Here is a 26162-nt window from a genome sequence, read left to right as displayed (position 1 = left end):
GGCATGAGCGCCCATTCCCGCAGCTTGTCCGACCACCTGGGACGCTTTGTCGCTGAAACGGCCTTCGAAGGGCTGCCCCCGCCGGTGGTGGAGAAGGTCAAGCTTCGCATCCTTGATCTGCTCGCCGCCTCCTGCTCGGGGGTCCGGGCGAACAACCATATTCCCCTGCTGAGGCTGCTGCCCGGCGATGGAGATCTCGTGATCTGGGGCACGAACGAGCGCCGCTCTTTACGGGACGCCACGCTCATCAATAGCGCTGTGGCGCATTCCACTTACGTTGAAGACGGGTCCCGGTACACAGGAGGGCATCCATCTTCAGCCCTGATTCCCGCCGCCTTGAACGTCGCCATATCCCGGCGCGCCGACGGCAGGGCATTGATTGCGGCAATAGCGGCTGGATACGAAGTCTTTCTGCGCCTGGGCCGCGCGATTTATCCATCGACGGTAGTGCGTGGATTCCAGAGCACCGCGATTCTGGCGGCCCCCGCCAGCGCGGCCGCTGCCAGCTCGCTATTGCAGCTGTCGGAAACCGGGGCCGCTCACGCTATTTCGATTGCCTGCAGCCAGGGCGCCGGCTTGAAAGAAGCGCTGAAAAGCGCCAACAGCCAGCCTTTGCAGGTGGGCCGCAGCAGTGAAGGCGGATTGCTCGCCGCAATGTATGCGGCACAAGGAGCGCAAGGCTCCCCAAGAGCCCTGGAGAACGGTTTTCTCAAGGCTTACGCTGAAAACGCGGACCATGGCGCCATCGCGCCAGGCCTGGGCAGCCGATGGAGCATAGACGAGACTTATATAAAGCAATATGGCGGGTGCCGCGGAAACCATGCCGCCGTCGATGCCGTGGCGGAAATATTGAGCCGGCATGCCATAGATTATCCCGCAATCGAACATATCGACATACGCGTCGATACCGTTACATTGGCGGCGGCAATCGAGCCGCCACTGAATGCGGAGCAAGCCCAATTCTCTATCGCCTTTTCCGTCGCAGTCAAGATTATAAAAGGCGATGTTCTTCCCAATCGCTTCAGCAGTGCAGCCTTGGCGGATCCGTCCATCAAGGCGCTGATGCGCCGCATCCGCGTGGCCGCCGATCCAGCCTTGGATGCGGACTATCCACGCCACCGGCCGGCAATAGCGACCCTCTTTTTGAAAGACGGCCGCAGAATCACGCACAGGCTGGACATTGCAAAAGGCGAGCCCGAGAGCCCCTTGACACCCGACGAGATCGCGCGGAAGTTCGAAATATTGGCGGCGCCCATATTCGGCGCATCAGCTTCGTCAATCTCCGAATTCGTGCTGTCACTTGAATCGGCCAAGTCCATGGAACCGTTGAACCGCCTACTGGCGGGAACAAATGTCGTTTGACGCGGATCCAGGCAAGCGTTGCAATCCGATCGATCGTCTCCCGCCGCGCAACCGGTCCTGAAAAGTCACAATATCCGGTATCCGCCACAAAATCATTCAAGCGCGATGTATCCTTGTCGGCGCCGAGATTTTTTTGAGATATTGATATGACAGATTTTCCCTTTGATGCCGTTCTCTTCGATTGCGATGGCGTGCTGGTCGATTCCGAGCCCATCACCAATCGCGTGCTGGCCCGGATGCTGGGCGAGCTAGGCTGGCCTGTCACCGCTGAGGAGTGCATGCGGATTTTCACCGGCAAAGCCGTCAGGGACGAAATTGCTTTGATTGAGACGCGCACCGGGGCGCGTGTCGGCGAGGACTGGATGAAGCGGTTCCGCCAGCGCCGCAACGAAGCGCTGGACCGCGAACTGGTCGAGATCGCCGGCGCATCCGGGGCAGTGCGCGCCCTGCACGACGTGCTGGACGGGCGCGTCGCCGTCGCCTCCGGCGCGGATAAACGGAAAGTCGAACTGCAGTTGGCCAAGGTGGGCCTGACCGATTGCTTCGCCGGCCGGATCTTCAGCGGACAGGACCTGCCCCACAGCAAGCCATTTCCCGACGTGTACCTGGCGGCCGCGCTGGCGCTGGGCGTGGCGCCATCCCGCTGCGCCGTCGTGGAAGACACCATCACCGGCGCAACCGCCGGCGTAGCGGCCGGCGCGACCGTATTCGGTTACAGCCCCAGCGATACCGGCCACAGCAGCGCGGATGCGCTACGCGCCGTAGGCGTGGCGCACATCTTCACCAACATGGCCGACCTGCCCAAGCTGCTGGCGGAATGGCGTTCAACAGTCGCCTGACTGCGGTCATGCCAGCTAGCCCAGCGTGGCTGGCATTCAGCGCGGCCGGGCCAAAGCCTTCGCCAGCTCATGTTCCGGCTGCTCCCACCCTGAAGCCGGAATGACCTGATCGGCCTGCGCCTGGACCTGGGCCATCCGCTTGCACAGCGCCTCCGCGGGATCGTCGGAGTCGCCGACATGGATCCCGCGCGTCATCGTGATGTGGGCGCATTCAAAGCTTCCGCCGCCGGCCAGAAGTATCATGCGCGTGGGCGCGTCTTCGCCGACCAGCGCGATCAAGCCTGGACTGACTCGCTCGGGGGTCAGGACCGCCGCCGCTGCTTGCGGCAGCAAGCCTTCGGTCATCGCGGTCATGGCGCTCGGCGCCAGGCAATTCACATGGATGTTGTGCCTGGCGCCTTCCAGCGACAGGGTCTGCATCAGCCCGACCAATGCCATCTTCGCGGCGCCGTAGTTCGACTGCCCGAAGTTGCCATACAAGCCCGATGATGAGGTCGTCATCACGATGCGTCCATAGTTTTGCGATTGCATCCGGGTCCAGGCCGCCTTGGTGGCGTTCACGGATCCCATGACATGCACGTCCAGCACCAGGCGGAACTCGTCCAGCGGCATTTTGGCGAACGTCCGGTCGCGCAGGATGCCCGCGTTGTTCACCAGAATGTCGATGCGCCCGAATTTCGAAATGGCCTGGGCGGCCATGGCCTCCATCTCGTCATACCGCGTCACGTCGCCGGCATAGGCAATGGCTTCGCCGCCCGCCTCGCATATCTCGTCGGCCACGGCCTGCGCCGAGCCGCTCAAGTCATTGACCACCACCCGCGCGCCGTGGCGCGCGAGCTCCAATGCGTGGGTGCGTCCGAGCCCGCCGCCGGCGCCGGTCACGATGGCCACCCTGTCCTTCAATCGCTTTGGCATAATTTCCTTTCCGCTTCCCGGGGTTGACGACTGGCAGCTTTCATCGCGCGCTCCTGCGGCTCAGCCCACCCGCCGCAGCGGGGGATAGTTGAAAGTGCCTTCGAGGTGCGCGCGTTGAGGCTGGTAAAGCCGCAAGGTCAGGTAGAAGCCTTCTCCATCCGGCGCGGGAAGCCAGTTCTTCCCTGGCCCGGGATCCTCGGCCTGGATCGAGATGCTGAGGCCGCCATCCGCGTCCTGCTGCAAACCGCGGGTCCTGTCGCCGATGGAGTGCCGGCCTATGGGGTTGGCCACGAGCAGGCAGTCGCTGCGGCGGTAAAGGGTGATAGACCAGAACGCCCCCACTTGCGGCCCGGCGCCCGGCGCAAAGCGCAGGATGTAGCGCCGGGCGCCGGTGAGCGCTTCGCCGCCGGCGTCCACCTCGGCCATGATGTACATCGCCTCGTCGATGCCGAGCGTGCCGATCCAGTTGCGCGCCACGCGCGCCCGCGTCAGGATATCGCTGCCGAAACTGGTGCGCACCGTGACGGCGGTCGTCCAGCCGCCGCCCAGATCCGAAGGGTGCGCGAGCTCCCGCAGTTCCGTGTAGACATCGGCCAAGGCTTTTTGGAGCTCTTCCACCGCGGGAGGCCATTCCGGCAGCGGCAGGGACGGCGGATTGCGGGCCAGCATCGATTCCAGCACGCGCAGGTATTCACGGCCGTCCGGCACGCCGGCGCCGCGGTCGTCGAGCAAAGTATCGACGCGCGACAGCGCCGGCGCGCCATCCGGCCGGCGGATGGCGTAGCGGTCCTGCAGCGCATGGACTTGTGCGAGGTCCGCCGGGTTTGCGTCCACCAGGATGCGGCCGATGACCCACACGTCGTCGCTCGGAGCGCTTATGCGGTGCATGCCGGCCGGCACGTCGCCCGTCCAGCCGGGCCCATGGACAAACAGGCGTTGCGCGTCGCCTCCGGTGGTGCGCCGCCCGGCATAGGCCCATGGATTCGTCCATGCATCGAGGAAGCCGAGCACCCAGTACCTCCGGCCCATCTCCGGCACATCGATGACCAGCGGACCGGCCGAGAGGTCCAGCCAGGCGTTCGTGAATAGCGTGTCATTGTTCGGCGTGACGACTTCCTTGTCGTCCGGGCTGCGCAATCGCCGCGTGTGCGTGAACTGGTTCACCCAGCGCATCCTCGATGCGGGACTGTCGCCGGCAAAGCCTAGCATGGGGTGTTTGCGCGCGGTGTTCGCGGCGCGCATGCGCGCCATCTCGAAAAGCGGCAGCGTGGCGATCACCGCCTGGCGGACGGATGGCGGCGCGGAGGGCGCGGCGCTGGTCAGCAGAACCGCATCCAGCGCAAGCGCGCCCTGGCCCTCGGGCAGCACGACAAAGGGGTTCAGCTCCACCGAGTCCAGCGTGCCGCCTGCCGAGAGCGCGAAGCGCGAGATCCGCACGATGGCCTCGGCCAAAGCCTCCACATCCGCTGGCGGCGCTCCGCGAAAGCCGCGAAGCAGCGGGGCCGTCTTCAGCTCCCCTATCATCTCGCGCGCCTGCTGGTGGTCCACCGGCGCGAGGCGGAAGGTCACGTCGCCGAGCAGCTCGACATTCACGCCGCCCGAGCCGAACATCACGACTGGGCCCAGCGCCGGGTCCCGGCGCACGCCGAGAATGCACTCTACGCCGCCGCGCACCATGGGCGCGACCAGCACGCCGTCCACCTGCGCGGCGGGCGCCGCAGCGCCCACCGCGGCCATGATGCGGTCGTGGGCGGCGCCGGCCTCGTCCGCATCGCGAATGTTCAGGACAACGCCGCCCATATCGCTCTTGTGCGTGATATCGGCCGAGAGCACCTTCATCGCCACAGGAAAGCCGAGCGCGCGCGCATGGGCGATCGCGTCGGCCCGCGACTGCGCCTGGCGAGTCGGCACGACGGGTATTCCGGAGTCCCGCAACAATTCCATCGCCTCGGCCTCGTTGTACGGACCGGGCCGCAGGGCAATGGCCGACGGGACCGGGCTTGGCGCCGGCGCCGGCCGCTGAAGCTGCGCGTGGAAGAAGCCCATGGCGGCCAGGACGCGGATGGCCCGGGCCGGATCGGGAAAGCACAAACATCCCAAGGCCTCGAGCGCCCGCTGCTGGGCGGCGTCGGCCAGCGTGCTGAACATCACCAGGCGGCCCGGGAAATCGCGCCGCAAGTCCCGCGCCAGCTTTTGCTGAACGTCCCGCATGGCGGGCGTGCCGCCGAAGGCCGCAAGAAAGATGAGCAGGCTGCCATGGCCGGCTTCGCCCAGCATCACACGGGCAGCCGCTTCAAGCAGGCCGGGCTCGGCCGTCACCTGGCCGGTTATGTCGACAGGGTTGCTGGTGGCGGCGAATGGCACGCGGGCCCGGATGAGGTCTTGCGCGGCGGGCGGCAACTCGGCGACATCGAGGCCGGCCTCGGTCGCATCGTCGGCCATCATGACGCCGACGCCGCCGGAGACGGTCAGCAGCCCGACCCGCGTATTGGCCGGCAGGCCGGAAACAGCCAGGCAATGGGCGATATCGAAAAACTCCTCGATAGTGCGCGCCCGCCATGCTCCATGCTGGCGAAAGAGCGCCTCGTAAGCCGCGTCGTCGCCCGCCAGTGCCGCGGTATGCGAGGCGGCCGTCATGGCGCCGAGCGCGGTCCGGCCCACCTTCACGACCACCACGGGTTTGCCCGCGGCGCGGGCCAGATCCAGCGCCTGCCTGAGTTTCCCGCCGTCCCGGCATCCCTCCAGGTAAGCCATGATGACCTGCGTCGCCGGATCGCGCGCCATCCAGGCGATGCAATCGGCCACCCCGATGTCCGACTCGTTGCCGGTAGTCACCCACATCGAGAGACCTACATCGCGCTGGCGCGCCATGGCGTATGCATAGGCGCCAAACGCGCCGCTCTGGCTGACAATGCCGACCTTGCCGGACTTCGCCAGGCCGGTCGATACCACGGGAGAGAATGTCGCATATACCGACAGGGCGACGTTCATGAAACCCAGGCAGTTGGGCCCCAGCACCCGGATGCCGGCTGCGCGCGCCTTGTCCGCGAACTTGCGCTGCGCCTTCTCGCCCTCCCGCCCCATTTCGGCGAATCCGGCGGAGAACATGACGATGTTCTTCACCCCCGCCTCGATCGCATCGTCGAGCGCCGCCTCCGCGCTGGAGGCGGGGATGGCGAAGATCGCCAGGTCTATCGGCCGGCATACTGCCCGCAGTGAAGCAAAGGCGGGGCGGCCCTCGATCTCTTCGGCCCGGGAGTTGATCGGATATATTTCGCCGGCGTAGCCCTGTTCAACGAGATACCGCACGGGCACGGCGCCGATCTTGCTGGGAATGGACGAAGCGCCGACGACGGCGATGGAACGAGGCGACAGAAAGGAGTCGAGGTCTGGCAAGGTCATGGGCTGCTTGGCTAGGGTTCGGGATGCCTAAGATACCCGGCCGCCTTTTATCAGGCAAGACGAGATTTCCGATGTTTTTATAAGCTCATCTTATTTATCACCGATACCCCTTCGCGGCTGCATGCTGTCCGGCTAGCCGGATCTGAGCGGGCGGCCGCCATCCCAGCTTGTCGCGGCTTCGAGTGTGAAGTCGAGGAAACTCTCCACCGCGGGAGAAAGGGATGATCGGCTCCGGGCGAAGATTGCAATGCGCCAAGTGACCGTCGGCTGGCGCAACGGCCGGAAGGCAAGGCCAAAGCCCTCCACGAGCGATCGCGCCATCGAGGGGCAGATCACGCAGCCCTGCCTGACCCGCAGCAAGGAAAGGGCCGTGTTGACGCGGTGCACCGGCACTATCTCCTTGGGGTGGTGCCGATGCGGCACATTGCTCAGGACATTGAGCGCGAGGTTGGGCATGTAGTTGATCAGCGGCCGCTCGCGCAAATCCTTCCAGCTCACCGATGCGCCGGCCGCGAGCGGATCGTCCGGGCGCAGCGCGATCCAGAGAGGATCGACCCGTATCATGTGGACCTCCACCGCATCATCCGCCAGCACGCCCGCGGGGCCGAAGCCAATGTCCGCGCTGCCGCTGTGCAGACCCGCGAGCACCTGCTCGATCGGCACATCCTCGAACCGGATATCGACGCCCGGATGGCGCTTTTCGTAATCGGCGATCAGCTCGGGCAGCAGTGTGCAGGACAGTGTTTCGGGCGCGGCCACGCGCACCAGCCCGCGGCGCAGCTCCTTGAGGTTGGTCACGCTTTCCAGCGCTTCGTCGAGGCTGGCGAGCACGCGGCGCACCATGGGCTCGAATGCGGCGCCGACCACGGAGGCGCTCACGCTGCGCGTGTTGCGGTCCAGCAGGCGCACGCCCAGCCGGCTTTCCAATTCCTTGACCAGGCCGCTAAGCGCCGCCTGCGACAGATGCATGGTGTCGGCTGCTTCCGAAAAGCTTCCGCGCTCGAGCACGGCCACGAACGCGCGCAATTGCCTCAGCGTTACCTCGAGTGCCATGGAGTGTCCTTTGCATGTCTGCCATTGAAAATCCATTTATAACCTAAGCCTCTAAGTTATCAAGAAATTCAAGCTTGTCCGAACAGGGTGCCCAATCTATTATCGCATCTCGAAGTGTGCCTCGGCTCTTCCAGCCTGGATGCCGTGCGGACTTTTCATTCTTATTCGAACGATCAGGAGATATCCATGAAAATGAAGCGACGGACATTGCTGGGCGCGGCCGCTGCGAGCCTCTGCGCCGGCGCCGTGCCACGCGCTTTTGCGCAGGACGACTGGCCCTCGCGCCCCGTGAAAATCGTTTCTCCGTACGGAGCGGGAGGGCCCAACGACATCTCGGCGCGGCTGATCGGGGAATATCTGGCGCACCGGCTGGGACAGGCGTTCATTGTCGAGAACAAGACCGGCGCAGGCACGCGCCTGGGCAACAGCGTCGTGGCGCACGCCCCCGGTGACGGCTACACCCTGCTGTACGCCGCGGCGCCTTATTCAACGCTGGAAGCGCTGTACGGCAAGCTCAACTATGACGCCAGGAAAGACCTTAGACCCGTGGCCATGGCGGCCACTGTTCCGCTTTTCCTCGTCGTCAATGCGCAAGCGCCGTTCAAGACGGCGCAGGAACTGATCGCCTACGGCAAGTCGCAGGCCAATGGCCTGACCTTTGGCTCTCCCGGCTATGGCTCGCTGCCCCACCTGGCGGCGGAACTGCTGTACCGGGACGCGGGTGTGAAAGGCCTGACGGTACAGTATCGCGGCGACGTCGCCGCGTATACCGACCTTCTGGCCGGCGGCCGCCTCGATGCCACGCTCACGGCCATCACGGCGGCGCTTCCGCATATTCAGAGCGGCAAGCTCCGGGTGCTGGGCGTCGCATCGAGCTCCCGCAGCGAGATCTACCCGCAGGCCCCCACATTGCGCGAGCAAGGCCTTCCCAATGTGGTCGCATCCGGCTGGTATGGATTCATGGCGCCGGCCGCCGTGTCCGACGCCATCGTCGGCCGCCTGGACTCGGAGATCAACCGCGCGCTGAAGGATCCGGAGCTGAGGCAGAAGCTGCTGGCGCAAGGAATGGAACCCATTCCCGGCAGCGCCGCCGAATTCGGCAAGTTCATCTCCGCCGAAATGGACAAATGGAGCGAGGTGATTCGAAAGGCCGGCATCAAGGGCGAGTGATACGCCGGGCCGCAACTCATGGAGCGCGGTATTCGCTGGTGGTTTTCCCCGTCCACCTTTTGAAGGCGCGCCGGAAATTGGTTGGCTCGGAAAAGCCCAAGAGCAGAGCGATGTCGTCGGTATTCATTTTTGTCGTTCTGAGGTATTCAATGGCGAGCGAGCTGCGCACATCATCAAGGATGTCCGCAAAGGAGCCGTTTTCCGCCTGCAGGCGGCGCCTGAGATTGCGGGGCGTCATTCCGAGCTGCTCGGCAATGAGCTGCATGCTCGGAAATTCGCCAGGCCTTCTCAGCAGGCGCTGATATACCTCTCCTGAAATGCCCGAGGACGCCTTCGCTTGCCCGATGAGCCGCTCGCATGTCTGCTGCAGGACCGCCGCCGTGAGCCGGTGGGCCAGGTGAGGCTTTTGATCGAGGATGGCCCCGTCATAGTGCAACTCGCACTGCTCATGATCGAAGATGCAAGGGCAGCCCAGATACTTGGAGTAGAGCTGCGCATGCGCAGGCGCAGAATAGGAGAAGCATGCCTTGATGGGAGGACAAGACCTGCCGAAAACGTCCTGGAGGTGGGTCACATGCTGGATGAACTGTTGTTCGATCAAAAAACGCCTGATCTCCCTCGACTCGTTGAACAGAAGCGCATCGGGAAAAGTCCATACCGCCTTCCCGTCATGCTCCGACCATTCGATGGTCAAAGTCGGGGTAGCCAGTGCATGGTATTTCACGCCCAGCCGGAAGTAGTCCCGCATTGAAAGGCAGGACATCAACGCATAGCCGTACATGCCATATGCCGACAGGTGCAGCCGGGCGCCGGTCTCAAAAGGAGTCGCGGGGCTGGCGCGCAGGGCTATTGCATTGCTGCAGACCGCAACGTATTGCCCGACCGAAGTAAGCGCCGTGGCGTCATAGATGCGGTCCTCGTCGACACCGCTGCCCTTCAGGCTTTGCGAGGGGGCGATCCCCTGTTCGCACAAAACCTCGACCAGCGCGGCAATTTTGTATGGGGCATAAATGCGTTCGTTGAATAGTGGTGCCCTGTTTCGCATGTCAGTCCTGAAATCGCCGCTAAAGATACTCTCATGTCCGATAATGATCTTATCACCAATTTGAAACTTCGTTAAGCTCACGCTTTAGCAAGCGGCGTCATTGCGCGCGGCATCTGGCGGACCCATTAATCGTTGCCATTTGAAAGTGATAGTCCTATGAAACTGAAAGGAAAAGTCGCCATTGTTACCGGCGCAGGCCAAGGCATCGGCGCAGCGACGGCGCTGAAGTTTGCCAAGGAGGGGGCCGCAGTGGTGGTATGCGATCGTCATGAAGATACGGTGAGCCGGACGGTGGCTGCATGCGAGCATGCCGGCGCCCGCGCTATTGGATTTTCACTGGACGTCATAGACCGGCCTGCCGTGGATCTCATGATCGAAGAAACATTGAATCGCTTTGGTCAGATAGACATCCTGGTGAACAATGCCGGCATTACGCGCGACGCGCGCCTGGAAACGATGAGCGCCGAGCAATTCGACTCGGTAATCGACGTGAATCTCAAGGGCGTCTTCAACGTCGCGCAAGCGGTCGTGAGTACAATGATCACCCAGCGCAGCGGAGTGATCCTGAATACAAGCTCTGTGGTCGGCGTCTACGGAAACTACGGGCAGACGAACTACGCCGCGGCCAAATTCGGCGTTGTAGGGTTTACGAAGACCTGGTGCCGCGAGCTCGGCCCGAAGGGCATCCGGGTCAACGCCGTCGCCCCGGGCTTTATCGAAACGGCGATGCTCTCCAGCGTGCCCGACGCCGTACTGACGAAGATGTGCGAGCAGGTGCCATCGAGAAGGCTGGGCAGGCCCGAGGAAATCGCCAATATCTACGCCTTTCTTGCCAGCGATGAGGCCAGCTATATCAATGGCGCGGTGATCGAGGCCAGCGGCGGCTTGACGCTTTAGCATCCGACCAACCCGCTGCGACCCAGCGCCCTTTTTGAGCAGAGATGAAGATGAGCATTGCCGATCGATTGAAAGTCCCGGCTGGACTGAAAGTTTTGATAACCGGGGGCGCGGCGGGAATAGGCGGCATGATAGCCGACGGTTTTCATGCCGCGGGCGCCCATGTCTATATTTGCGATATCGATGCGGCCGCCGTCGACGCGATGAAGCGGAAATATCCCGGCATGCAAGGCGCCGCCGTGGATGTCGGCATCCAGGAAGACGTGGATCGCATCATGGACGAGGCTGTCACGGTTCTGGAGGGCCTGGACGTCCTGGTCAATAACGCGGGCATTGCAGGACCTACGGGCAACGTCGAAAGCCTCGATGCAGCCGCCTGGGAACAGACCATTGCCACAAACCTCAACAGTCAATTCTATTTCCTGCGCAAAGCAGTCCCCTATTTGAAGGCATCCGACCGTAATCCCAATATCGTCAGCGTGTCGTCCGTGGCCGGGCGCCTGGGATACCCTTTCCGCACGCCCTATGCCGCGACCAAATGGGCGATAGTCGGCCTCATGAAGTCCCTGGCCAGCGAGCTGGGGCCCGATAATGTGCGGGTGAACGCGATTCTGCCCGGTGTGGTGGCCGGCGATCGCATGAGCCGCGTGATATCCGAGAGGGCCAAGGTGCTCGGCATCAGCGATGAGGCCATGCGCCAGCAGTACCTGGACAAGATATCACTGCGCCGGATGGTGACACTGGAAGACGTGGCCGCGATGGCATTGTTCCTGTCCACGCCCGCGGCGATGAACATCACAGGGCAGGCCATCAGCGTCGATGGCAACGTCGAGTACCTTTGACACTTAAAAGCCTACGGCATCGCCGCCCTTCAATCCCAGCATCGCCCGGGCCTCGTCCGGTGTCGCTATTTCCAGGGAAAGCTCTTCCAATATCCGCCGGATCTTCAGGACCTGGTCGGCGCTGGACGCGGCGAGCTCGCCTTTGGCAAGGAACAGGCTGTCCTCCAGCCCCACGCGGATGTTCCCGCCCATCAGCGCCGACATGGTCGAAAGCGGTATCTGGTGCCGGCCGGCTCCCAGGACTGAAAAGCGATAGTTTTCCCTGCCGAACAAGCGATCGGCGGTGCTGCGCATGTGTATCAGGTTTTCGGGATCCGGCCCCATGCCCCCCAATACCCCGAATACGCACTGGATGAACAAGGGCGCCTTGATCAAGCCTTCGTTCACGAAGTGGGCGAGGTTATACAGGTGGCCCAGGTCATAGCATTCAAACTCGAAGCGGGTTCCGTGCCTGTCGCCCAATACGTGGAGGATATGTTTGATGTCCTTGAAAGAATTGCGGAAGATCATATCTTCCATGCCCTCGATATACGGTTTTTCCCACTCATGCTTCCAGTGCTCGATCTTGCGCGCCGCCGGATGGATGGAAAAGTTCATCGACCCCATGTTCAGGGAGCACATCTCCGGCCCGGCGATAAGCGGATAGGCAAGGCGTTCTTCCAGGCTCATCCGGGTGCTGCCGCCCGTAGTGATATTGATCACCGCATTCGTGGAAGCCTTGATCCGCGGGACGAATTGCTCGAAGACCCTCGGATCCGGCGTGGGCCGGCCGTCGGCGGCGTCCCTGGCATGCAAGTGGAGTATGGCTGCGCCGGCCTTGCTCGCGGCGATCGCGTCGGCTGCGATCTGTTCCGGCGTGAGCGGAAGGTAGGGCGACATGGACGGGGTATGCACACCGCCCGTCACTGCGCAGGTAATGATGACTTTATCTTTCGTTTGACTCATTTCAGTTTACTCTTGGCGTCCGTATAGGGATAAATAGGGCGCGGGCTTACACCGCAAGCCAGTCCGCAAGAAGCTGGTCATTGTCCGCCACGTCCCGCGGCGTCCCCTCGTACACGATGCGGCCCTGCCCCATGACGAGTACGCGCGTCGAGACCTTCAATGCAATGGCAAGTTTTTGCTCGACCAGAATCACGGACACGCCTTTTTGATGTATGTCCCGGATACAGTCCGCGACCGCGGCCACGATCTTCGGGGCCAGGCCTTCAGTCGGCTCGTCGATCAACATGATTTTGGGGTTGCCCAACAGCGATCTGCAGATTGTGAGCATTTGCTGTTCGCCGCCAGAGAGGCTACCGGCCAGCGTGTTGCGCCTTTCCTTCAGCCTTGGGAAGTAAGCGAACATCTGATCGAAGGTCCAGGCATAGGATTGCCCGGTGCCGGGCTGCTCGCCCATTCTCAGGTTTTCATCGACGGTCAGATTGGCGAAGACATCGCGCTCCTCCGGGACATAGGCGATTCCGGCCCTGCTGATTTCATATGGCCGCGAACCGGCGACGGATTTTCCTTGCAGTTCGACGGCGCCGGACGAAGGCGGCAGCAGTCCCATGATCGCCTTGAGCGTCGTGGACCGGCCCGAGCCATTGCGTCCGATCAGGGCGACCACCTCCTTGGCCCGCAGGTCCAACGACACCCCGCGCAGAACGTGGCTTTTTCCATAATGCGCGTGCAGTTCCCGGACGCGCAATAAAGGCTCATCGGGCTTCATACCGACACCTCCTCGCCAAGATAGGCCTCTTTCACATCCGCATTGAGCCGAATTTCATCGGGCGTTCCGGTGGCGATCACCTCGCCATAGACCAGCACGCTGATCCTGTCGCCAAGGGAAAAGACCACTTCCATATCGTGCTCGACGATCAGAAGGGCCCTGCCCGCGGTGACTTCCTTGATCAGCGCGCTCGTGTAGCCGGTCTCTTCTTTTGACATGCCCGCCATGGGCTCGTCCAGCAAAATGACCTTAGGGTCCGACGCCAGCGTCATGGCGATCTCGAGAGAGCGTTGTTCCGAGTAGGACATCTCTCCGGCTATCGTGGAGGCGCGGGGACATAGCCGCACGAGCTCCAGCAACTGCTCGCTTTGCTGCCTAACCTTCTTGTTGGCATTGACGAACCGCCAAAAGCAATACTGCAGGCCGTGCGCCCGCATGACGGCCATTCTTATGTTTTCGTACACGGTAAGCCGCGGGAAAATATTGGTGATCTGGAAAGACCTGGCCAGCCCCAGGCGATTGATGGATTGCGGGCTTTTCCCCGTGATGGGCTGCCCATCCAACGATATCTCGCCGGAATTCGCGCTCAGATTGCCCGAAATCAAATGAAAAAGCGTCGATTTTCCCGCCCCGTTGGGGCCTATTATCGCGTGGCGCTCATCGGATAAAACCGACAGGCTGACGCCGCGGATAATCTCGGTGGCGCCAAAGGACTTGCGCAGATCGCGTAGCGTCAAAACCGGATGCGTCATACGGATTCCTGCTCCGGGGTGGGTTCGATGGCGCCGCCGTCCGCGCCTGGACTGGCTTGCGCCAGGCCGCCTATGCTGGCATTCGCGAATTTCCAGCATGCGATTCCCAGCAGCGCCAGGGCGATAGGCACCGCCCAAGTGACTATGCCCGAGGGCGGCCAATTCCATCCAAAGAGCGTTATTGCCGGTAGACCGCTGGCGCCGGCCGCTTTGGCGATAGCCATATAGTCCTGCGCGAAAATCCGCCGTATCAATTCCGTCAGGAAGATACAAGCCGCGGCGAAGCTGGAGAAGGCAGTCAAATATAGAAAGGCGGCGGGCGCGACCGCCCTGATTCCATAGCGCTTCGCAAAACGGGCCGCCAGCGCGCCCAGCCCGCTCAAGCCCGCGGGCATGAACATCATGACCAGGACAAAAAGCAGGCCCTGGTACAGCATCCAGGATTGCGTCATGTCCGAAACCGCATAGCCAAAAAACGTCATCAGCGCGGCGCCCAGGGCCGGCCCCAGGAACACGTTGATTCCCCCGATATACGTATTGAGGACGACCGCCGCCGACAGCGAGGGATCGAAGATCACGTAGTTCGCGGCTTCGTTGCTGATGACTTGCAGGCCGCCCGCAACGCCCGAGAACATGCCCGAAATGGCGAAGATCAGCACGTTGATGCGATGAACGTCATAGCCGAGAAAGTTCAGCCGGTGGCTGTTCTCGCGCACGCCAAGCGCAAGGCGCCCGAGCGGGGTAAACGTCAATAAATACAGCAGCATCAAGGACAGCGCAACCCATATGAGCGTCAGATAGTAGACCTCGTTCGTTGTCCCGAATGTGAAGCCCCAGGCCGGCATGCGCATTGCGGACAAGCCCGCCTCGCCGCCGAAGACGTCTTTCAGATGCGGCGCCATGGCGTGAAGGAGTTCGGCAATGGCCAGGGTGATCATGGCGAAGTAGGCCCCTGTGCGCTGCGTGGCGAACCAGCCCGCTATCGCGCCGAAAACCAGGCCGCCCGCGGCCCCGGCAAGCGGCATCAATGGCGTAGGCAATAAACCCGCGCCGCCGAGCGCGTTCATCGCATGGATGGTCGCAAACGCCCCTACGCCAAAATAGGCCGCATGTCCAAACGACAGCATGCCCGCCTGCCCGCACAGCAAATTGTAGGCACATGCAAACAGCGCGGCGATCAACATGGGAATCGCCGCATTCACCAGCCCCTGCGATAGCGCGAAGGGAACCAGCGCCAGCAAGCCCAGGCCCGCGCCGGCAATTAGAATCCTAGTCTTCATGGCTTTACCCTTTGCCGCCCATCAGTCCGTTCGGACGCACGAGCAGTACAAGAAGCATCAGTGCAAACGGTATGGTCGCAGCCAGACTGGACACTTTCAGCGCGAAAATTCCTCCCATCTGTTCCGCCCATGCGCGCGCGCCAAATAGCGCGAACAGGTCTGTCAGCGTCGCGTCGATCCCGACGGCGATGGCGGTCACCACTCCTATCAATAGCGATGCCGCCATTGCGCCGCCCAGCGACCCCAAGCCGCCGACGACCACCACGACGAAGACCAGCACGCCCAGCTCGAGCGCCATGTTCGGATTAGTCGTATAGAACGCGCCGGCCACGGCGCCAGCCAGACCTGCCAGCGCGGCGCCTACGCCAAAAACACCCATGAAGACCAATGGAACGTTGTGCCCCAGCGCCTCTGCCATCTTTGGGCGATAGAGGGCCGACCTGACCACTATTCCCACACGCGTGCGCGTCAGCAGCTGGTAGATGGCAATGAACATCAATATTGCAACCACGCCCATGAAGACGCGATAGGCGGGATAATTCAAGCTGCCCAGCGTGAAAGCCGAAAAATCCAGATCGCCCGGGATCCGGTAATTGACCGGATAATTGCCGAAAAACAGTTTTATCAGTTCGGCAATAATGAAAGACAGGCCGAACGTGATCAGCAGCTCATGCGCATGTCCGTAATGATGGACCCGGCGCAGAATATAGCGCTCGACCACGATGCCTATCAGCCCTACGAGCAAGGGCGAGACGACGAGCGCTCCCCAGAACCCCAGGGCGTCCTGCAAAGCATAGGCGAAATAGGCCCCCAGCATGTAGAAGGAGGCGTGGGCGAAATTGAGTATGCCCATCATTCCGAATATCAGGGTCAGGCCCGCCGACACCATGAACAGCAGCAGGCCATAGATGACGCCATTCAAGAGCGAAATATAAAGATGTTCCATAGGAATCCCACCCGCCCTTCGCTCAGCCGGGTCGTTGCATTTTGCATGTCGACTGCGCTGGCGTGGCAGCTTCATCGGCGCTGAACGTCTTGACGGGCTTGAAGCCGAGGTCCGTGCCGTCCACTTTGTAGCTAGCGTCTTTCGAGGCCATGGAGACCACCATGGGCATTAAAGCCTGATGGTCCTCGGGACGCATGCTGACTTTTCCCATCGGGGTTTCGATCGATGTCTTTTCTAGCTCGCGGGCAAGCGCCTGTACATTGAGCTTGCCGTCCTGGGGCTTGACCCGGCCCATTGCCTCGGCGACCATCATCAGGCCGAATACCGTTTGAGGCTCGATGAAAGACGGGGCATGGCCCGCCTTGGCTTTATAGTCGTCGACAAAGGCTGCGCCCGCGGCGCCGGCCGCTTCAGCGTTGAAGGCCTGCACGACAAAATGGCCAAGGGCCAGGTCGCCGGCGTTGGCAATATTGCCCGGCTGGTCCAGGTATACCGTGCCGAACCGCGCCTTCAGGCCCGCGGCCTTGGTCGCCTTCATCAACAGCAGCAGGTCATTGGACCAGTTCCCCGTCATGACCGTATCGGCATTGGTCGCGGCAATCTTGTTGACGTATGGCGCGAAGTCCTGCACCTTGTTGACGTCATGGAGCGTCTTTTCCACGACCTGGTAGCCGCCCGCCGCCGCATTGTCGACGATCGCCTGCTCCATGTCCTGCCCCCATGAGTAATTCTGGTTGATGGAGTAAACGCGCGCGCCCAATGCATCCGCCTGTTTCATGCCGGCAATCAGCGCCTTGACGCGCACCTGCGCATTGCCGGCAACGCGAAAGTGATAGAACTGGCACTTCTGCCCGGTCAGCTCCAATGCCTCGGCGCCGACATTCAGGTAGATAAGCTCTTTTCCGGGGTTGCGCAGATTGTGCTTGCGTATGTCCTCCGTGATCTGCCCGCCGATCGCCGAGGACGCGCCCTGCACGATGATCTGCACGCCATCGGCAATCGCAGCCCTCAATTTGTCGGCCGCTCCCGCTGGACCGCCCTGGTTGTCATATTCGACGAGTTGGACCTTTTCGCCGTTCCATCCCCCGTCCGCGTTCATCTTGTCCACCGCGTAGCGCGCGGCGGTGCGATATGTCAAGCCGGTGGAGGCCTGGGGGCCCGACAGCGTCTCCAGGACGGCGATCTTGACCGGCGCGGCCACAGCCAGCGTGGATGCCAGCAATAGGCTCGAGGACAGAGTGCAAGTAAGGGTGTGATGCAATTTCATCGCGTGTCTCCTGGTGTGCTTGTGATTGCCGCATACCCTTTCCCGCTGCGCGCCAGCAGAGCCGCAACGGGCTTCGCGGCAGGCGCTGGAGGATACGAGTATTGAATCGGCTAGTCAGCCAGATGTTAAAGACACCGGTGTCTTTGCAATAGATCAAAAGAGGACGGCTCGGTGTCTATTGAGGACATCGAGAATCAGTAGTTACCCTGATGGGTCCGCAGGGTTTTGCGGCGCACCGCAGCACAGCCAAGGCCTGGCGGCCTTCTGTCCGCCTGGGCCCCTGCCTCTATCTCATGATGAATGGGTTGGCCGGCGCGCCCTGCCCATAGGAAATCCAGGTGCTCTTCGTTTCAAGAAACTCGCGGATCGCATCGATGCCGCTTTCCCTTCCAATTCCCGACTGCTTCATGCCGCCAAATGGCATCATGTAACTGATCGCCCGATACGTATTCACCCAGACGGTTCCTGCTTTGAGCGCTTTCGACATCCGGATCGCCCGACCGATATTTTCAGTCCACACGCCAGCCGCAAGACCGTATATGGTGTCATTTGCGAACTCGATGGCTTGAGCCTCGTCTTCAAATCCTATGATCGAGAGGACGGGGCCAAAGACTTCTTCCCGGGCAATACGCATTTGAGGCGTGACATCTGAAAAAATCGTCGGCTCGACAAACTGACCGCCAGTCAATTCCGGCGAGGTAGCCGGCCCGCCGCCCAGGATACAACGCGCGCCTTCTCCTTTGGCGATCTCGATATAGCTGAGTATCTTCTGGTACTGTGCCGGGGTGGTGACCGGGCCAATATTCGTCTCCGCCAGCATCGGATTCCCTTTACGAGCCGATGCCCCGAGCGCCGCGACCCGCTTGGTGAATTCTTCCTTGATTGAATTTTGGACAAGAAGCCGTGAACCCGCGATACATGTCTGCCCCGTTGCCGCGAAAATTCCCGAAACAACGCCAGCGGCCGCCTTATCCAGGTCGCAGTCTTCAAATACGATGTTGGGCGACTTGCCGCCCAGCTCCAATGACACCCGTTTCATTGTCTTGGCGGCCTGCGCATAAATACGCGCACCCGTGGCGTCCGATCCGGTGAAGGTGATTTTGGCGATATCAGGATGATCAACCAAAGCAGAGCCCGCTTCCTGCCCATAGCCGGTGACAACGTTGAATACACCATCGGGAAAGCCAGCCTCGCGAGTCAGCGCCGCATATTCCAACGTGGAAACCGAGGCAAACTCCGAGGGCTTCAATACGACGGCACATCCGGCAGCGATGGCCGGAGCGCACTTCCAGGCGACAAACAGCAATGGGGAGTTCCAGGCGGTCAGGGCGCCCACGACACCTACAGGCTCGTGCCCCGTGAATGCCATCATGTCAGGTTTGTCGATCGGCATGACGGCGCCTTCGATTTTATCGGCCAGCCCGCCGTAATATCGCCACCATTCGGAATGGTAATTCAGTTGGCCGCGCATTTCAGCCATCAACTTGCCATTGTCGCGAACCTCGATCTCGGCCAGCCGTTCGGCGTTGTCAGTCACGAGTTCGGCCAAGCGCAGCATGAGTTTGCCCCGATCCGTCGCCGTCATCGCGGCCCAGGGACCCTCGCGCATGGCTTTTGAAGCCGCCGCGACAGCCGCATCCACGTCTTGCGCGCATCCCTGCGGGATCCGGGCCCAGGGCTTTCCTGTATATGGATCAACACTGTCTATCCACTTCTTCCCGATAGGCTCGACATACTGGCCATTGATAAAGTGATTGTAGGTCTTCATATCCGTCTTCCTTGTCGTCAAGTTCCATTTATTTGAAACGTGTGATCAGTGTCAATTTATACCTAATTCTCGGACAAGAGGCCGCCGCGCCACCGGGACAAACAGGTCAATCGACACGGGCACCGGATTTCTCAACGGCTACGGCCCACTTCTTGATATCGTCGCGCAGCATCTCCCCCAACTGCTCGGGAGTTCTCTTCAGTGGCTCGGCGGCTTGCCGGGAAAGGCTGTCCTTGACCGCTGCGCTATCCAGCAAGACGATAACATCATGGTTGATCTTATCGACAATCTGCTTTGGCACCCCGGCAGGTCCAAATATTCCGAACCAGGGCGCTACGTTGAAACCCGGATATCCCGACTCTGCAATGGTAGGAAGATCGGGAAACCTCGAGGACCTGGTCGCGCTGGTGATTGCAACAGCCCTTTGATGGGATCTCCTTTTTTAAGTTACTCTGTCAGATCCGTTTTCTAGGAGTATTACTCATGGCACAAGCCGCAGCCCGTCATATCCTCGTATCCACTGAAGAAAAGTGCAACGAGCTCAAAGCCGCTATTGAAGGCGGCGCAGATTTCGCGCAAGTCGCCAAGGAAAATTCAAGCTGCCCCTCCAGCCGTGAAGGCGGCGAGCTGGGCACCTTCGGCCCAGGCCAAATGGTCAAGGAATTCGATGAAGTGGTGTTCAGCGCACCCGTCAACGTGGTGCAGGGACCGGTGAAAACCCAGTTCGGGTATCACCTCGTTGAAGTGACCAGCCGCCAGGACTGATTCCTGCCAGACCGGTCCGCGGTTCATCCGCGGCCCGCGCGGCACCCTGGGCGCGAGCGCTCGAAGAGAACTCGCGCATAGAAGCCGATGACCGCCACAGGCAGCAACAGGCAAAGCCACGCAGCCACGCAGCCACACGCCAGGCGGCGCCGCCGCACCGCCTCTTTGCCGCGATGGAGGCCGCCCGCAGCGCCTGCAGATGCGCCCGCATGGCGCCGCGCCGCGCGCCAACGACAAGCAGCCAGCAGGTAATGGCGATGCCCAGGAGATTGTGCAGATCCAGCCATTTGACCCGCCGGGCCCGGGTTTGCGCAGACGAGCGATCAGGCCGGCCGAAACCGCGACTGCACGCTTGCAACCACGCTCTGGGTCAGGACGGAGGGTTCGCCAGCTCGCCACACCACGCACATTTCGACGTATTCGGGCGCCCCGGATAGCCGGCAGAACGTGGCATCGCCGCGGTAGATCTGCTGCAATGAGCCCGGAACGACAGTCACCCCCAGCCCCATGGTGACCATCCTGAGTATGGTGGCCTGATGGCGCGCCGTATGGTGAATTTGCGGGCTGAATCCAGCCTTCATGCACAGGGACACCATTTTGTCGAACAGCCCCGAAGCAAGCGTCCGCGGGAAAAATACGAACTCATCGTTCGCCAGACTTTCCAGAGGAATCGTATCGTGGGAGGCAAGACGGTGCCCTGGCGGAAGAACGGCGCAGAACTCCTCGCGAAATACTTGATGAGTCAGCAGCCCTGTAGTGTCGATTGGCGTGTGGACCAATCCGATATCCAGGTCATCACGCAGCACAGCCTGTGTTTGCTCACGCGAGCTCATCTCTACAAACTCGATCTTGATGTCGGGCATGTTGTCCGAAAGATGGCGCAATATTTGCGGCAATATATAAATTAGGGCGGAGCTCACCGTACCCATCCGTATTGTGCCCTTCATCCCGGCGGCAGCTTGCGAGGTTTCCTGGGCCGCCATACGTACCTGCGCCAGAATTGTCCGGCATGACTTGAGCAGCACCTCCCCCGCGGCGGTTAGCGTGACGCCACGCGGCAAGCGGCGAAAAAGCTGGACATTCAACTCATCTTCCAGACTCTTGATCTGCTGTGACAGCGGCGGCTGAGAAATATGCAGTCGCTCTGCGGCGCGGCTGAAGCTCTGCTCCTCCGCCACCGCAACAAAGTATCGAATCTGTCGCAACTCCATACCCTCTCCCATTTTTTTTTCATATAGACCGAATTCGTTTTTAGTATTAGACGCTATATCAAGCGCCTACGTACACTTCGCTTAATCAAAGCATTGCCGCGGATTTCCGGAGGCAAGAATAGGGAGACACCATGAACCGAAGAGAAGCACTCCAGTCCCTGGGACTGCTGGCGACGATAGCCTTGCCTACCATTTCTGGCGCGCAGACCACTTATCCAACACGCCCCGTCACTCTGATTGTTCCTTACTCCCCCGGCGGGGCGACCGACAATGTTGCGCGAGTGATCGCACAGCATTTGCAGAGCGCCCTCGGGCAGCCGGTGATCATCGATAACCGGGCTGGAGCCAACGGCCGCATTGGGACAAATGCCGTGGCGCAGGCCAAGCCTAACGGGTACGTCTTGCTGTTGGGCGGTATCGGACCCATCACGATCGCGCCCCATTTGGAGTCGGTGCCATATGACCCATTCAACGATTTCCAGCCCATTAGCCTTCTGGTCAAGAACGACGTCGTGCTGCTGGTCAACCCGTCTGTACCAGCGGATGACGTGGCGGCATTGATCAAGTACCTGAAAGCGAATCCTGGCAAGTTGAATTATGCGTCCTCTGGCACGGGCGGCCCATTCCACCTTTCGGGAGAATTATTCAAAAGCATGGCCGAGGTCGACCTGATCCATGTCCCATACAAGGGCGACGCCCCCGCGTTGGCCGACTTGATCGCGGGGAATACTCAAGTCATGTTCACGACGATCTCCGCCTGCAGGCAGTATATCGAATCCAAAAGAGTGAAGGCCATCGCCAGCGCCGGCACCGAGCGGTCGAGCCGCCTGCCCGATTTGCCGACCATAAGCGAATCGGGGCTGCCAGGCTTCTCCTCCGAGACATGGCAGGCCCTGTTCGCACCGGCCGGAACCCCGCCCGATATCATCAATGCGCTGGAAGCAAGCCTGATTAAAACGATGAAGGTTCCCGCGCTGCGCACGGCCTTGCAAGACCAGGGCAATAGCGTCGTAGGCGGCGGCCAGGCCGAGTGCCGGCAGTTCATCAAGGCGGAGTATGACAAGTGGGGCGATGTGGTCGCCAAGGCCAGAATTTCCGCCAGTTGAACAAAGGAAGCCCCGTGACAGTTGAAAACCATACGCTGCCGCTCGCCGGCATCAAGATCCTGGACATGTCTCGCGTCCTGGCCGGCCCCTGGTGCGCGCAAATGCTGGCCGACTTCGGCGCCGAGGTCATCAAGATCGAACGTCCAGGCAGCGGAGACGACAGCCGCGCCTGGGGTCCGCCATTCTATGTATCGCCCGACGGCAAGCAACGCGTTTCCGCTTATTACTGTTGTGCGAACCGGGGCAAAAAATCGGTCTGCCTGGACCTGGACAACCCGGAGGACTTGAACGCCATCCGCGCTCTGATACTGGAAAGCGATGTCCTTATCGAGAATTTCAAAGTGGGCGCCTTGCGGCGGTTCGGACTTGACTACGCCAGCCTCTCGGCTATCCATCCAGCGCTGATCTACTGCTCCATCACCGGTTTCGGCCAAACGGGACCCTATGCGTCGCGTCCCGGCTATGACTCGATCGTCCAGGGAATGGGCGGGATGATGAGCGTGACGGGCGAGCCCGACGGCAAACCCGGCGGCGGTCCTCAAAAGACCGGCATTCCCATCATCGATTTGATGACGGGCGTATACGCATGCAACGGAATCCTGATGGCCTTGCGGGAACGCGACCGCAGTTCCCAAGGGCAGCATCTGGACATATCCCTGCTGGATGTCCAGGTATCGACGCTCTCGACTCTTGCGGCGAATTACCTCGAGTCTGGCGAGCTGCCGGGGCGCCACGGCAACGAGCATCCCACGGTGGTGCCCGGCGACGCGGTCCAATGCGCGGACGGCCCGCTGATGTTGATGGTAGGAAATGATAGGCAGTTCATCCGCCTTTGCAAGCACCTCGGCCTGCCGGAGATCGCGACAGACCCGCGCTTTGGCACCAATGAGCACCGTGTTCGATACAAGGACGACCTGATGCCGCTCATTCGCCGGGGATTCGAAACCGCCTCGCGCCAGCATTGGCTTGATCTCCTGCTGCCTGAAGGCATTCCCTGCGGCCCCATCAACACGATCGCAGAGGTGTTCGCGGATGAGCAGGTGCAAGCCAGGAAATGCGTTGTCTCCACGCAGCACGATATTTTTGGGAATATTCGCAGCGTTGGCACGCCGATCCATATGTCCCGCACTCCCGCCCGCGCCACTGCTCCGCCGGCGGTGCTGGGTGAACATACCGATGCAGTGCTGGCATCCCTTGATTCCGCCCATAACCAGATACCGGATTAGTCATGTTTGAATCAACCGCAGTGAAATTCGATATCGACGGCCAGATCGCCGTCATTACGATGAATCGTCCCGAGAAACGCAATGCCATCAATCTGGCCATGCGCGAAGGCTTGTTGGCCGCTTGGTCCCGCTTTGAAACGGACCCGGCATTGCGCGTCGCGATACTGACCGGGGCCGGGGACCGCAGCTTTAGCGCGGGACGCGACCTTTCTGAGGACACTGAAATCAGCCAGAAAACGTTTCTGCCAATATTGGGCGATAACGTGACTGTCGCCAAGCCGGTCATCGCAGCTGTAAACGGATCCGCACTCGGCGGCGGGTGGTTTTTTGCGCAGATGTGCGATCTGGTCGTCGCCGCCGACCACGCCGTTTTCGGAATGCCTGAGTCGAAAGTCGGACGCGGACCGGCCTGGGCAGCCTGGCTGGCCGGCGTCATCCCACAAAAGATGACGCTCGAGCTTTTGCTTACGGGCGACCCCATCGCGGCCCATCGCGCCGCCGAGATCGGATTCGTCAATCATGTGGTCCCGACCGCGCAACTCATGGCAAAGGCGATGGAGCTCGCGCGAGCGATCGTCGCGACAGCGCCTCTTAGCGCCGCCGCCTGCAAAGAAATGGTCTATGCGTCCGCAGAAATGGGACGCGCGGCCGCGCTAAGGACCGCATTCCATATCATGGAACCAGTCTACCAATCGGAAGACGCGGACGAAGGCGTATTGGCCTTCCGCGAAAAGCGCGCGCCTCGTTGGACCGGGCGCTAATCACCAATGTTTTGAGAGAGTATTAAATGACAAAATTTCTGGACACCGAGCGCATCGCTAATGTTTGCATCATCCGGATGAACCGGCCGGAAGAGCGCAACGCACTGACGGATGCGGACCAATTCCAGGAGTTCGAAGACCTGGTCAATGACCTGAATGCCGACCTGTCCGTTCGCGCGGCCATCCTCACCGGCAATGGGCCTTCGTTTTGCGCTGGTGGAAATATCAAGAAGATGCTGGCCGATTACGGTCCCGGCAGCGGCGCCGCGGCTGGAATCCCCGGCAAGTATGTGACCGGAATACAGCGCATTCCGCTCGCCTTGGCGCGCCTCGATGTGCCCTTGATCGCGGCGGTCAATGGCGCGGCAATTGGCGCCGGCTGCGATTTGGCGTGCATGTGCGATATCCGCATTGCGGCGGATAACGCGCGCTTCGCGGAAAGCTTCGTCAAGCTGGGCATCATTCCTGGCGACGGCGGTTCATGGTTTCTGCCGAGGATAGTGGGCCTTGCGCGCACCTATGAGATGGCATTTACCGGTGAGCCTTTGGACGCGCAAACCGCGCTGCAATGGAACTTGGTATCTCGCGTCGTGCCGGCGGATACGCTGCTCGAGGCCGCCCTCGAAATGGCCAATCGGATCGCAGTGAACCCGCCGTATCAATTGCGGTTCACCAAGCGGCTTATTCGCGAGGGCTTGCACCAGCGCCTGGAAGGCCTGCTTGAGCTCTCACGTCTATACCAGACGCTATCGCACCATACCGAGGACCACGCGGAAGGAATTGCCGCGCTATTAGAGAAGCGTCCGGCCAACTTTGCCGGCCGTTAACGCCAATATACCGATCAGATATAAAAAAGGAGAGAAGACATGAATGTATTGCGTCGATTTTTTATTGCCTCTGTGGGCGCCATTGTACTGGCGGGTCCGGCCCTCAGCCTCGCGGCGGATGATTTCCCGAACAAGCCTATCCGCCTGATCGTTCCATTCTCTCCCGGTAGCGGCACCGACAACACGGCGCGCTACCTCGCCCGTGAAATGGAAGCCGCGCTGAAGTCGCCGGTCATCGTCGAGAATCGACCCGGAGGCAACAGCTTTATCGCGGCGAACATGGTTGCCGCGTCAGCGCCCGATGGCTACACCTTATTGATTTCAGGGTCGTCGGCAATGACCGTCAACGCCGCAGTATTCAAAAAACTGCCATACGACCCGCTGAACGACTTCGCGCCGGTGGCCCGTTTAGCCCGCGGCGCCATGGGCCTCGCCGTCCCGGCAAGCGCGCCATATCGGTCGGTCGGCGATCTTGTCGAAGCGTTGAAGCAAAAGCCGGGCACCTTGAATTACGCTTCCGGAAGCGCCGCGTATCAGATCACCACGGAGCTATTTCTATCCATGGCCGGAGCCAAGGCTATTCATATTCCCTACAAAGGGGCCGCCCAAGCCTTGACGGACCTGGCGGGCAATCAAGTCAATTTCGCTTTCGGCGACTACGCCGCGCTGGTTCCATTCATACAGTCCGGAAAATTGCGTCTGCTTGCCGTGACAAGCGCCGATCGCCTGGTGAGTGCGCCCGACACGCCGACGCTGGGCGAAAGCGGGTTCACCGGTTTCGACATGATCAATTGGACTTCCGCATTCGCGCCTAAAGGTACGCCCGCATCAGTGATCAAGAGGCTCAGCGACACAATGGTGTCCATCTACGAAAACGCCAGGACTCGGGAATTCCTTGCGTCGACCAACTGGGAGTCTTTCCCTACGGGGCCGGAAGCGCTGCACAAATACCAGATCGCGGAAATCGCCAAATGGTCGGAAGCCGCCGAGGTGGCCGGCATCGAAAAACCATAACGG

At 61.1% G+C, this 26162-nt stretch carries 23 protein-coding genes and 1 pseudogene; 11 read left to right on the top strand and 13 right to left on the bottom strand.

Going from position 1 to position 26162, the window contains the following annotated elements; genetic code table 11:
- The first annotated feature begins 3 nt into the window (after nucleotides 1-3).
- Nucleotides 4-1362, top strand: a complete 1359-nt coding sequence (locus BUB23_RS06350; RefSeq protein WP_073102274.1) for an MmgE/PrpD family protein — start codon at nucleotides 4-6, stop codon at nucleotides 1360-1362.
- Between the two features lie 146 nt (nucleotides 1363-1508).
- Nucleotides 1509-2201: an HAD family hydrolase gene (locus tag BUB23_RS06345; protein WP_073102273.1), complete on the top strand. Its 693-nt coding sequence runs from the start codon at nucleotides 1509-1511 to the stop codon at nucleotides 2199-2201.
- Nucleotides 2202-2237: 36 nt separating this feature from the next.
- Here the strand turns inward: BUB23_RS06345 and BUB23_RS06340 are convergent, their stop codons facing one another.
- From BUB23_RS06340 to BUB23_RS06330, 3 genes are all read right to left on the bottom strand, one after another.
- Complete coding sequence (locus BUB23_RS06340; protein WP_073102272.1) at nucleotides 2238-3116, bottom strand: SDR family NAD(P)-dependent oxidoreductase; 879 nt, start codon at nucleotides 3114-3116, stop codon at nucleotides 2238-2240.
- 60 nt (nucleotides 3117-3176) lie between these two features.
- Nucleotides 3177-6518 (bottom strand): acetate--CoA ligase family protein, encoded by a 3342-nt coding sequence (locus BUB23_RS06335; protein WP_073102271.1) that lies wholly within the window; start codon nucleotides 6516-6518, stop codon nucleotides 3177-3179.
- Nucleotides 6519-6650: 132 nt separating this feature from the next.
- Complete coding sequence (locus BUB23_RS06330) at nucleotides 6651-7571, bottom strand: LysR family transcriptional regulator (RefSeq protein ID WP_073102655.1); 921 nt, start codon at nucleotides 7569-7571, stop codon at nucleotides 6651-6653.
- A 186-nt stretch (nucleotides 7572-7757) separates the two neighbouring features.
- Here BUB23_RS06330 and BUB23_RS06325 point away from each other — a divergent pair, with 186 nt between their 5' ends.
- Complete coding sequence (locus BUB23_RS06325; RefSeq protein WP_073102270.1) at nucleotides 7758-8741, top strand: Bug family tripartite tricarboxylate transporter substrate binding protein; 984 nt, start codon at nucleotides 7758-7760, stop codon at nucleotides 8739-8741.
- A gap of 16 nt (nucleotides 8742-8757) precedes the next feature.
- Here the strand turns inward: BUB23_RS06325 and BUB23_RS06320 are convergent, their stop codons facing one another.
- On the bottom strand, nucleotides 8758-9786 hold the full coding sequence (locus BUB23_RS06320; protein WP_073102269.1) for an AraC family transcriptional regulator: 1029 nt from the start codon (nucleotides 9784-9786) through the stop codon (nucleotides 8758-8760).
- Nucleotides 9787-9942: 156 nt separating this feature from the next.
- Here BUB23_RS06320 and fabG point away from each other — a divergent pair, with 156 nt between their 5' ends.
- Complete coding sequence (gene fabG, locus BUB23_RS06315) at nucleotides 9943-10683, top strand: 3-oxoacyl-ACP reductase FabG (RefSeq protein WP_073102268.1); 741 nt, start codon at nucleotides 9943-9945, stop codon at nucleotides 10681-10683.
- A gap of 50 nt (nucleotides 10684-10733) precedes the next feature.
- On the top strand, nucleotides 10734-11525 hold the full coding sequence (locus tag BUB23_RS06310) for an SDR family oxidoreductase (RefSeq protein WP_073102654.1): 792 nt from the start codon (nucleotides 10734-10736) through the stop codon (nucleotides 11523-11525).
- Nucleotides 11526-11528: 3 nt separating this feature from the next.
- Here the strand turns inward: BUB23_RS06310 and kce are convergent, their stop codons facing one another.
- The 8 genes and pseudogenes from kce to BUB23_RS26425 form a co-directional block, all read right to left on the bottom strand.
- Nucleotides 11529-12470 carry a 3,5-dioxohexanoate:acetyl-CoA acetone transferase gene (gene kce, locus BUB23_RS06305; protein ID WP_073102267.1) on the bottom strand — a complete coding sequence of 314 codons (942 nt, stop codon included), beginning with the start codon at nucleotides 12468-12470 and terminating at the stop codon, nucleotides 11529-11531.
- Between the two features lie 46 nt (nucleotides 12471-12516).
- Nucleotides 12517-13236, bottom strand: coding sequence for an ABC transporter ATP-binding protein (locus tag BUB23_RS06300; RefSeq protein ID WP_073102266.1), 720 nt, complete (start codon nucleotides 13234-13236; stop codon nucleotides 12517-12519).
- Nucleotides 13233-13988, bottom strand: a complete 756-nt coding sequence (locus BUB23_RS06295) for an ABC transporter ATP-binding protein (protein ID WP_073102265.1) — start codon at nucleotides 13986-13988, stop codon at nucleotides 13233-13235. The genes BUB23_RS06300 and BUB23_RS06295 overlap by 4 nt, the downstream gene beginning before the upstream one ends.
- Nucleotides 13985-15268 carry a branched-chain amino acid ABC transporter permease gene (locus BUB23_RS06290; RefSeq protein WP_073102264.1) on the bottom strand — a complete coding sequence of 428 codons (1284 nt, stop codon included), beginning with the start codon at nucleotides 15266-15268 and terminating at the stop codon, nucleotides 13985-13987. The genes BUB23_RS06295 and BUB23_RS06290 overlap by 4 nt, the downstream gene beginning before the upstream one ends.
- A gap of 4 nt (nucleotides 15269-15272) precedes the next feature.
- Entirely contained in the window at nucleotides 15273-16214 is a 942-nt protein-coding gene (locus tag BUB23_RS06285) for a branched-chain amino acid ABC transporter permease (RefSeq protein ID WP_073102263.1), read from the bottom strand.
- A 22-nt stretch (nucleotides 16215-16236) separates the two neighbouring features.
- A complete protein-coding gene (locus BUB23_RS06280) occupies nucleotides 16237-17481 on the bottom strand; it encodes a branched-chain amino acid ABC transporter substrate-binding protein (RefSeq protein ID WP_073102262.1) in 1245 nt (414 codons plus the stop codon).
- A gap of 286 nt (nucleotides 17482-17767) precedes the next feature.
- Nucleotides 17768-19249 (bottom strand): aldehyde dehydrogenase, encoded by a 1482-nt coding sequence (locus tag BUB23_RS06275; protein ID WP_073102261.1) that lies wholly within the window; start codon nucleotides 19247-19249, stop codon nucleotides 17768-17770.
- A gap of 106 nt (nucleotides 19250-19355) precedes the next feature.
- Nucleotides 19356-19664 (bottom strand): annotated as a pseudogene (locus BUB23_RS26425) (Bug family tripartite tricarboxylate transporter substrate binding protein); the annotation flags it as partial.
- A 68-nt stretch (nucleotides 19665-19732) separates the two neighbouring features.
- Here BUB23_RS26425 and BUB23_RS06265 point away from each other — a divergent pair.
- Nucleotides 19733-20014: a peptidylprolyl isomerase gene (locus BUB23_RS06265; protein WP_073102259.1), complete on the top strand. Its 282-nt coding sequence runs from the start codon at nucleotides 19733-19735 to the stop codon at nucleotides 20012-20014.
- Between the two features lie 323 nt (nucleotides 20015-20337).
- On the opposite strand, the gene BUB23_RS06260 is transcribed toward BUB23_RS06265, so the two are convergent.
- The gene (locus BUB23_RS06260) at nucleotides 20338-21225 is read right to left on the bottom strand and encodes a LysR family transcriptional regulator (RefSeq protein WP_245801183.1); all 888 of its coding nucleotides are present in this window, start codon (nucleotides 21223-21225) and stop codon (nucleotides 20338-20340) included.
- A gap of 131 nt (nucleotides 21226-21356) precedes the next feature.
- On the opposite strand from BUB23_RS06260, the gene BUB23_RS06255 reads away from it, so the two are divergent.
- The 5 genes from BUB23_RS06255 to BUB23_RS06235 are packed head-to-tail and all read left to right on the top strand — an operon-like array spanning nucleotide 21357 to nucleotide 26159.
- On the top strand, nucleotides 21357-22331 hold the full coding sequence (locus BUB23_RS06255) for a Bug family tripartite tricarboxylate transporter substrate binding protein (protein WP_073102258.1): 975 nt from the start codon (nucleotides 21357-21359) through the stop codon (nucleotides 22329-22331).
- Nucleotides 22332-22345: 14 nt separating this feature from the next.
- Nucleotides 22346-23557: a CaiB/BaiF CoA transferase family protein gene (locus BUB23_RS06250; RefSeq protein ID WP_245801182.1), complete on the top strand. Its 1212-nt coding sequence runs from the start codon at nucleotides 22346-22348 to the stop codon at nucleotides 23555-23557.
- A 2-nt stretch (nucleotides 23558-23559) separates the two neighbouring features.
- Entirely contained in the window at nucleotides 23560-24318 is a 759-nt protein-coding gene (locus tag BUB23_RS06245; protein WP_073102257.1) for an enoyl-CoA hydratase/isomerase family protein, read from the top strand.
- 26 nt (nucleotides 24319-24344) lie between these two features.
- Nucleotides 24345-25145: a crotonase/enoyl-CoA hydratase family protein gene (locus BUB23_RS06240; RefSeq protein WP_073102256.1), complete on the top strand. Its 801-nt coding sequence runs from the start codon at nucleotides 24345-24347 to the stop codon at nucleotides 25143-25145.
- A gap of 39 nt (nucleotides 25146-25184) precedes the next feature.
- Nucleotides 25185-26159, top strand: coding sequence for a Bug family tripartite tricarboxylate transporter substrate binding protein (locus BUB23_RS06235; protein WP_073102255.1), 975 nt, complete (start codon nucleotides 25185-25187; stop codon nucleotides 26157-26159).
- Nucleotides 26160-26162: the final 3 nt, after the last annotated feature.

Source organism: Pollutimonas bauzanensis (assembly GCF_900129885.1).
Classification (GTDB): domain Bacteria; phylum Pseudomonadota; class Gammaproteobacteria; order Burkholderiales; family Burkholderiaceae_B; genus Pollutimonas; species Pollutimonas bauzanensis.
The sequence above is the reverse complement of the archived record's forward strand: the minus strand, read 5'-3'. Positions and strand labels throughout refer to the sequence as shown.

Coding starts and splice junctions, on each gene's coding strand:
- BUB23_RS06350 (WP_073102274.1), top strand. CDS start 4: ATGAGCGCCCATTCCCGCAGCTTGTCCGACCACCTGGGACGCTTTGTC.
- BUB23_RS06345 (WP_073102273.1), top strand. CDS start 1,509: ATGACAGATTTTCCCTTTGATGCCGTTCTCTTCGATTGCGATGGCGTG.
- BUB23_RS06340 (WP_073102272.1), bottom strand. CDS start 3,116: ATGCCAAAGCGATTGAAGGACAGGGTGGCCATCGTGACCGGCGCCGGC.
- BUB23_RS06335 (WP_073102271.1), bottom strand. CDS start 6,518: ATGACCTTGCCAGACCTCGACTCCTTTCTGTCGCCTCGTTCCATCGCC.
- BUB23_RS06330 (WP_073102655.1), bottom strand. CDS start 7,571: ATGGCACTCGAGGTAACGCTGAGGCAATTGCGCGCGTTCGTGGCCGTG.
- BUB23_RS06325 (WP_073102270.1), top strand. CDS start 7,758: ATGAAAATGAAGCGACGGACATTGCTGGGCGCGGCCGCTGCGAGCCTC.
- BUB23_RS06320 (WP_073102269.1), bottom strand. CDS start 9,786: ATGCGAAACAGGGCACCACTATTCAACGAACGCATTTATGCCCCATAC.
- fabG (WP_073102268.1), top strand. CDS start 9,943: ATGAAACTGAAAGGAAAAGTCGCCATTGTTACCGGCGCAGGCCAAGGC.
- BUB23_RS06310 (WP_073102654.1), top strand. CDS start 10,734: ATGAGCATTGCCGATCGATTGAAAGTCCCGGCTGGACTGAAAGTTTTG.
- kce (WP_073102267.1), bottom strand. CDS start 12,470: ATGAGTCAAACGAAAGATAAAGTCATCATTACCTGCGCAGTGACGGGC.
- BUB23_RS06300 (WP_073102266.1), bottom strand. CDS start 13,236: ATGAAGCCCGATGAGCCTTTATTGCGCGTCCGGGAACTGCACGCGCAT.
- BUB23_RS06295 (WP_073102265.1), bottom strand. CDS start 13,988: ATGACGCATCCGGTTTTGACGCTACGCGATCTGCGCAAGTCCTTTGGC.
- BUB23_RS06290 (WP_073102264.1), bottom strand. CDS start 15,268: ATGAAGACTAGGATTCTAATTGCCGGCGCGGGCCTGGGCTTGCTGGCG.
- BUB23_RS06285 (WP_073102263.1), bottom strand. CDS start 16,214: ATGGAACATCTTTATATTTCGCTCTTGAATGGCGTCATCTATGGCCTG.
- BUB23_RS06280 (WP_073102262.1), bottom strand. CDS start 17,481: ATGAAATTGCATCACACCCTTACTTGCACTCTGTCCTCGAGCCTATTG.
- BUB23_RS06275 (WP_073102261.1), bottom strand. CDS start 19,249: ATGAAGACCTACAATCACTTTATCAATGGCCAGTATGTCGAGCCTATC.
- BUB23_RS06265 (WP_073102259.1), top strand. CDS start 19,733: ATGGCACAAGCCGCAGCCCGTCATATCCTCGTATCCACTGAAGAAAAG.
- BUB23_RS06260 (WP_245801183.1), bottom strand. CDS start 21,225: ATGGAGTTGCGACAGATTCGATACTTTGTTGCGGTGGCGGAGGAGCAG.
- BUB23_RS06255 (WP_073102258.1), top strand. CDS start 21,357: ATGAACCGAAGAGAAGCACTCCAGTCCCTGGGACTGCTGGCGACGATA.
- BUB23_RS06245 (WP_073102257.1), top strand. CDS start 23,560: ATGTTTGAATCAACCGCAGTGAAATTCGATATCGACGGCCAGATCGCC.
- BUB23_RS06240 (WP_073102256.1), top strand. CDS start 24,345: ATGACAAAATTTCTGGACACCGAGCGCATCGCTAATGTTTGCATCATC.
- BUB23_RS06235 (WP_073102255.1), top strand. CDS start 25,185: ATGAATGTATTGCGTCGATTTTTTATTGCCTCTGTGGGCGCCATTGTA.